Genomic DNA, 6,952 nt, shown 5'->3' with positions numbered 1-6,952 from the left:
AACGCCCTGTGCCCCGGCCCGGTCAACACCCCGCTGCTGCAGGAGCTGTTCGCCAAGGACCCGGAGCGGGCCGGGGCACAGGGCGTTGACGCGGATGCCCTCCCGGGCGAACTGCACGCCCAGCTCCCGGGACATGGCCAGCACACCGCCCTTGGAGGCCGTGTACGAGATCTGGGAGGTCGCCGCGCCCATCCGGGCCACGAAGGAGGCGGTGTTGATGATGGAGCCCTTGCCCTGGCGCCGCATGTACGGGATGGCGGCCTTGCAGCACAGGTAGACGGAGGTGAGGTTGACCTCCTGGACCCGCTTCCAGGCCTCCAGGCCGGTCTCCAGGATGGAGTCGTCGTCGGGCGGGGAGATCCCCGCGTTGTTGAAGGCGATGTCGACGCTGCCGTAGGTGTCGTACGCGGCCTTGAACAGCGCCTCCACCTGCTCGGCGTCGGTGACGTCGACCTTCACGAAGATCCCGCCGACCTCCTCGGCGGCCGCCTTGCCGCGTGCCTCGTCCACGTCGCCGCAGACGACGTGGGCGCCCTCGGAGGCGAGGCGGCGGGCGGTGGCGAGGCCGATGCCGCTGCCGGCGCCGGTGATGACGGCGGTACGGCCGACGAGTCGGCGGCAGATGGTGTCCTGGGGCTGGGTCACAGTGCGGGGCCCTCCGTGCTGATGAAGACGTTCTTGGTTTCGGTGAAGGCGGTCAGGGCGTCCGGGCCGAGTTCGCGGCCGATGCCGGACTGCTTGAAGCCGCCGAAGGGCGTCCAGTAGCGGACGCTGGAGTGGGAGTTGACGGACAGGTTGCCCGCGCGGACGGCCTGGGAGACACGCAGGGCGCGGCCGACGTCCCGGGTCCAGATGGAGCCGGAGAGTCCGTACGGGGTGTCGTTGGCGAGGCGGATCGCATCGGCCTCGTCGTCGAAGGGGAGGACGACGGCGACCGGGCCGAAGACCTCCTCGGCGGCCACGCGCGCGTGCGGTTCGACACCGGTGAGAACGGTCGGCGGGAACCAGAAGCCGGGGCCCTCGGGGGCCTTGCCGCGAATGCCGGGCGCGTCCGGGTCGACGTACGCGCGGACGCGGTCGAGCTGGACGGCGGAGATCAGCGGGCCCATCTGGGAGGCCTCGTCGGCCGGGTCGCCGACGCGGACCGACTCGATGCCGGGGGCGAGGAGGTCGAGGAAGCGGTCGTGGACGGAGCGCTGCACGAGGATGCGGGTGCGGGCGCAGCAGTCCTGGCCGGAGTTGTCGAGGAACGACATGGGGGCGGCGGCCGCCGCGGCTTCGAGGTCGGAGTCGGCGAAGACGATGTTGGGGCTCTTGCCGCCGAGTTCGAGGGTGACGCGCTTGAGGAGCGCCGAGCCCTTGGCCAGTACCTGCTTGCCGACGGCCGTCGAACCGGTGAAGACGATCTTCGCAACGCCGGGGTGTTCGACGAGGGCGTTGCCCGTGACGGCGCCGTGTCCGGGCAGCACCTGGAACAGGCCCTCGGGGAGCCCCGCCGCACGTGCCAGCTCCGCGAGGCGGAGGGCGGTGAGCGGGGTGGTCTCGGCCGGTTTGAGGAGCACCGCGTTGCCCGCCGCGAGCGCGGGGGCGACACCCCAGGCCGCGATGGGCATCGGGAAGTTCCAGGGGGCGATCACGCCGACCACGCCGAGGGGTTCGAGGATGGTGACGTCGAGGCCGCCGGGGACGGGGATCTGCCGTCCGGTGAGCCGTTCGACGCCGCCGGCCGCGTAGTCCAGCAGGTCCCGGACGTTGCCGGCCTCCCAGCGGGCGTTGCCGATGGTGTGCCCGGCCTCGCGGACCTCCAGGAGGGCCAGCTCCTCCAGGTGCTCGTCCACGGTGACGGCGAACCGGCGCAGCAGCCGGGCCCGGTCGGCGGGGGCCAGCGCGGCCCAGGCCCGCTGGGCCTTCGTCGCCAGGGAGACGGCCGCGTCGACGTCCGCCGGGGTGGCGGCGGGGACGGTGGCGACGACCTCCTCGGTGGCGGGGTTCAGCACCTGGAGCTGCTGCTCGTACTGCGGGGACTGTCCGGACAAGTAAGGGCCTTTCCGCGGGGCGTGGTTCACAGGCGTTCGAAGGAGCGGCGCAGCTCCCAGTCGGTGACGGCGGCGTCGAAGGCGGCGAGTTCGACCCGCGCCATGTTGAGGTAGTGGGCGACGACCTCGTCGCCGAAGGCGGCCTTGGCGATGGGGCTGTTGCCCCACAGCTCGGCGGCCTCGCGCAGGGTGGTCGGCACATGGGCGTAGTCGCCGGTGTACGCGTTGCCCTCGCACACGTCCGGCAGTTCCAGCTTCTGCTCGATGCCGTACAGCCCGGCCGCGACGAGCCCGGCGACGGCGAGGTGCGGGTTGACGTCGCCGCCGGGGAGCCGGTTCTCGAACCGCATGGAGCGGCCGTGGCCGACGACCCGCAGGGCGCAGGTCCGGTTGTCGTGGCCCCAGGCGACGGCGGTGGGGGCGAAGGAGCCCGGCTGGAACCGCTTGTAGGAGTTGATGTTGGGCGCGTAGAGCAGCGAGAAGTCACGGAGGGCGGCGAGCTGCCCGGCGAGGAAGTGCTGCATGACCTGCGACATCCCCTGGCCGTCGGCCATCACGTTGGCTCCGTCGGCGTCCGCGAGGGACAGGTGGATGTGGCAGGAGTTGCCCTCGCGTTCGTTGTACTTGGCCATGAAGGTGAGGGAGACGCCCTCCTGGGAGGCGATCTCCTTGGCGCCGGTCTTGTAGATGGCGTGCTGGTCGCAGGTGATGAGGGCGTCGTCGTACTTGAAGGCGATCTCGTGCTGGCCGGGGTTGCACTCGCCCTTCGCGGACTCGACGGTCAGCCCGGCGGCCGCCATCTCGTTGCGGATCCTCCTGAGGAGGGGCTCGATACGGCCGGTGCCGAGGACCGAGTAGTCGATGTTGTACTGGTTGGCCGGGGTGAGGCCCTTGTACCCGGCGTCCCAGGCCTGCTCGTAGGTGTCCTTGAAGACGATGAACTCCAGCTCCGTGCCGACCTTGGCGGTGAAGCCCAGTTCGGCGAGGCGCTCCAACTGGCGGCGGAGGATCTGGCGGGGGGCGGCGACGACCGGTGAGCCGTCGTTCCACGCGAGGTCGGCGATCAGCATGGCCGTGCCCTCGTTCCAGGGCACCCGGCGCAGGGTGGACAGGTCCGGGTGCATGGCGAAGTCGCCGTAGCCCCGGTCCCAGGAGGACATCGCGTAGCCGTCGACGGTGTTCATCTCGGTGTCGACGGCGAGGAGGTAGTTGCAGCCCTCGGTGCCGTGGGCGAGGACCTCGTCGAGGAAGAAGCGGGCGGCGAACCGCTTGCCCTGGAGTCGCCCTTGCATGTCGGGGAAGGCCAGGACGACAGTATCGATCTCGCCGCCGGCGACGAGGGTGTGGAGTTCCTCGACGGAGAGCGGGGGTGTGCGGTCTGCCACGGGAAAGCCTCCTAGGGGCTTCTTCGGCCATCCGGGAGCCATAAGGTATTACCCGGAACCTTTTATGGGAAGGGGGTACCGCCACATGTCGCGGACAGGGGCGGGACCAGAGAGTCCGTGGGCCGATGACCGGCTGGCGTCCGTACTGCGTCCGGTGCGGGCGGGCAACGGCTTCGAGGAGGCCCTGGAGCAGATCCTCCAGGTGGTCCGGCTCGGTCTGGTGCCGGGCGGCGAGCGCCTGCCGGCCGAACGCGACCTGGCCGAACGGCTCGGGATCAGCCGGGTGACGCTGCGCGAGGTCCTGAAGGTGCTGCAGGAGCAGGGCCTGGTCGAGGCGCGACGCGGCCGCTACGGGGGAACCTTCGTGCTGTCGCGCGCCGAGACCCCGGGCGAGGACGAACTGCGTCGACGACTGAAGGACATCGACGTCGAGGACACGCTGCGCTTCCGCGAGGTGCTGGAGGTGGGCGCGGCCGGGCTGTGCGCGGCGCACAGCCTGACCGACGAGCAGGCCGAGCGACTGCGTACGGCCCTGGCCCGGACCCGCGAGGCACCGCTCACGGAGTACCGCCGGCTGGACACCCTGTTCCACCTGACCATCGCCGAGCTGTCCGGTTCCCCGTCGCTCGCCGCCCAGTACGCCGGTGTGCGCGCGGGGGTGAACGACCTGCTCGACTGCATCCCCCTGCTGGTGCGCAACCTGGAGCACTCGCAGCAGCAGCACACGATCCTGGTGGAGGCGGTGCTCGACGAGGACGCCGAGGCGGCGCGGGAGATCATGCGGGAGCACTGCGCGGGTACGGCGGCCCTGCTGCGCGGCTTCCTCGGGTGAGACCGACAGGCCCGGCGCGCACGCCCGGACGGGACATGGATTTACGACCGCTTAACGCAGGGGTATTGCTTTTCGGTCACCCACCCCACAAAGGTATGGATCCATTCCTTTGAGTGGGGAGAGTGCCCATGTCCCTGAAAGCCACGGACACCGCCGACGCGGCGGACGACTACCTGGAGCGCAGAACGCTCCGCCGGGGCAGCGCCGGCTGGGTCCTGCTGACCGGCCTCGGCGTCGCCTATGTCGTCTCCGGCGACTACTCCGGCTGGAACCTCGGCCTGGCGAAGGGCGGCTTCGGCGGTCTGGCGATCGCCACGGTGCTCATGGGCACCATGTACGCCTGCATGGTCTTCGCCCTCGCGGAACTCTCCGCGATCCTGCCCACGGCGGGCGGCGGCTACGGATTCGCCCGCCGGGCGCTCGGGCCGTGGGGCGGCTTCCTGACCGGCACGGCGATTCTGATCGAGTACGTGCTCGCCCCGGCCGCCATCGTGATCTTCATCGGCGACTACGTCGAGTCGCTGGGCCTGTTCGGCCTGACGTCGAGCTGGCCGGTCTACCTGTTCTGCTTCGCGTTCTTCATCGGCATCCATCTCTGGGGTGTCGGTGAGGCACTGATCGCCAGCTTCGTCGTCACCGGTATCGCGGTCCTCGCCCTGATCGTGTTCGCCCTGGGCGCGCTGCCCGACTTCAGTGTGTCCGCGCTCGACGACATCCCGGTCGACACGAGCGCCTTCGGCGCGAGTTCCTGGCTACCCATGGGGCTGCTGGGCATCTGGGCGGCGTTCCCGTTCGGCATGTGGTTCTTCCTCGGCGTCGAGGGCGTGCCGCTGGCCGCCGAGGAGACGAGGGACCCGGCCCGCACGCTGCCGAAGGCCATCCGCTGGTCGATGGGCGTCCTGGTGGTGCTGGCGGTGATCACCTTCTTCGCCGCGGCCGGGGCGCGTGGCTCGGCCGCCATCCAGGACGCCGGCAACCCGCTGGTCGAGGCGCTCCAGCCGGACGGCAAGGCCACGGCGCTCAGCCGTTTCGTGAACTACGCCGGCCTGGCGGGCCTCGTGGCCTCGTTCTTCTCCCTGATCTACGCGGGATCGCGCCAGCTCTTCGCGCTGTCCCGGGCCGGCTACCTCCCCCGGGTCCTGTCCCTCACCAGCGGCCGCAAGGCCCCGTACCTGGGGCTGCTGGTGCCGGGCACGATCGGCTTCGCACTGGCCGCCGGCACCGGGGACGGCGGCCGGATGCTGAACATCGCCGTCTTCGGCGCCACCATCAGCTACGCCCTGATGTCCCTGTCGCACATCGTGCTGCGCCGCCGGGAGCCGGGGCTCGAACGGCCCTACCGCACGCCGGGCGGCATCCTGACCTCCTCGGTCGCCCTCGTCCTCGCGTGCTCGGCCCTGGTGGCGACGTTCCTGGTGGACGTGACGGCGGCGTTCATCGCGCTCGGCGTGTACGCGGCAGCAGCCGCCTACTTCGGGCTCTACAGCCGCAAGCACCTGGTGGCGAAGGCACCGGAGGAGGAATTCGCGGCACTGGCTGCCGCCGAGGCAGAGTTGGCACGGGACTGACTCGTTCCGTCCCGCAGTTCCACGCATTTCATCAGTCAGGAGCACGTGTGACCAGGCCGCTGATCGGTGTGAGTACGTATCTGGAGTCCGGCGCTCGCTGGGGCGTCTGGGAGCTGGAGGCCGCACTGCTGCCGGTCGGCTACCCCCGGCTCGTACAGGCGGCGGGCGGCGTCGCCGCGATGCTCCCGCCGGACGACCCGTCGTACGCCGCCGCGGCGGTGGCCCGTGTCGACGGCCTGGTCATCGCGGGCGGCCCCGACGTGGACCCGGCCCACTACGCCGCGGAGCGCTCCCCGCGCTGTGGGCCTCCCGCGCCCACGCGGGACGCCTGGGAGCTGGCCCTGATCCGGGCGGCGCTGGACTCCGGGACGCCACTGCTGGGCATCTGCCGGGGCATGCAGCTGCTGAACGTGGCGCTCGGTGGCACACTCGTCCAGCACATCGACGGGCACGTGGCCGAGGTGGGGGTCTTCGGCCGTCACTCCGTGAAGCCGGTGCCGGGGACCCGTTACGCGGAGATCGCGCCCGAGGAGGCCGACGTACCGACGTACCACCACCAGGCCGTGGACCGCCTCGGAGAAGGCCTGGCGGCGTCGGCGTTCGCCACGGACGACGGCACGGTGGAGGCGATCGAACTGCCGGCCCCCTCGTGGGTCCTGGGCGTCCAGTGGCACCCCGAGATGGGCGAGGACCTGGGAGTGATGCGGGCGCTCGTGCGGGCGGCATCCTGACGGCGGGCGGCCGCCGAGGGCCTGCGACGCCGAGGGCCCTGGATGACCCAGGGCGAAGCCCGGGGCATCCAGGGGCGCGGGGAACTGCGCGACAGGCCACGACGAACCCGCGGCCGACACCGAGCTGGGCCCACGGGTCGAAGGGGCAGCGCCCCCGGAGGCTCCGCCCCGTCCACCCGGCGGATGAGGTCGGCTGTCCCCCGCGGGCTCGTCGTGGCTGTTCGCGCAGTCCCCGCGCCCCTGGGATGCCGGGGCTGCGCCCCGGCATCCCACCATTCAGTCAGCGGCCGGCGTGCCGCCCCGGGTCAGCCCCAACAGGTCCCGCGCCGGCCCCGCCGGCCGGTGGCCCGTCGGCCAGACCGCCCGCAGCGCACGGCGGAGGCGGACCCCGTCGACGGGG

6 protein-coding genes and 1 pseudogene are annotated in these 6,952 nt (G+C 71.6%); 3 read left to right on the top strand and 4 right to left on the bottom strand.

The window, feature by feature from the left end; translation table 11 throughout:
- The 3 genes from AOK23_RS23765 to AOK23_RS23755 all read right to left on the bottom strand — a co-directional run.
- A partial coding sequence (locus tag AOK23_RS23765; RefSeq protein ID WP_240496525.1) for an SDR family NAD(P)-dependent oxidoreductase occupies nt 1-645 on the bottom strand: 645 nt, incomplete at its 3' end.
- Complete coding sequence (locus tag AOK23_RS23760; protein WP_055714693.1) at nt 642-2,036, bottom strand: aldehyde dehydrogenase family protein; 1,395 nt, start codon at nt 2,034-2,036, stop codon at nt 642-644. The genes AOK23_RS23760 and AOK23_RS23765, both read right to left, overlap by 4 nt.
- A gap of 26 nt (nt 2,037-2,062) precedes the next feature.
- Nucleotides 2,063-3,421, bottom strand: a complete 1,359-nt coding sequence (locus AOK23_RS23755; protein WP_055714692.1) for a glutamine synthetase family protein — start codon at nt 3,419-3,421, stop codon at nt 2,063-2,065.
- 85 nt (nt 3,422-3,506) lie between these two features.
- On the opposite strand from AOK23_RS23755, the gene AOK23_RS23750 reads away from it, so the two are divergent.
- The 3 genes from AOK23_RS23750 (at nt 3,507) to AOK23_RS23740 (ending at nt 6,552) form a co-directional block, all read left to right on the top strand.
- Entirely contained in the window at nt 3,507-4,253 is a 747-nt protein-coding gene (locus AOK23_RS23750; RefSeq protein ID WP_055714691.1) for a FadR/GntR family transcriptional regulator, read from the top strand.
- Between the two features lie 128 nt (nt 4,254-4,381).
- Complete coding sequence (gene eat, locus AOK23_RS23745) at nt 4,382-5,821, top strand: ethanolamine permease (RefSeq protein ID WP_055714690.1); 1,440 nt, start codon at nt 4,382-4,384, stop codon at nt 5,819-5,821.
- 47 nt (nt 5,822-5,868) lie between these two features.
- Nucleotides 5,869-6,552, top strand: a complete 684-nt coding sequence (locus AOK23_RS23740; protein WP_055714689.1) for a gamma-glutamyl-gamma-aminobutyrate hydrolase family protein — start codon at nt 5,869-5,871, stop codon at nt 6,550-6,552.
- Between the two features lie 276 nt (nt 6,553-6,828).
- Here AOK23_RS23740 and AOK23_RS50155 read toward each other — a convergent pair.
- Nucleotides 6,829-6,952 (bottom strand): annotated as a pseudogene (locus tag AOK23_RS50155) (LysR family transcriptional regulator); the annotation flags it as partial.

The sequence above is a fragment of the Streptomyces torulosus genome, from assembly GCF_001419765.1.
In the GTDB taxonomy this organism is placed as follows: Bacteria; Actinomycetota; Actinomycetes; order Streptomycetales; family Streptomycetaceae; genus Streptomyces; species Streptomyces torulosus.
This window is presented reverse-complemented; position numbering and strand designations above follow the sequence as displayed.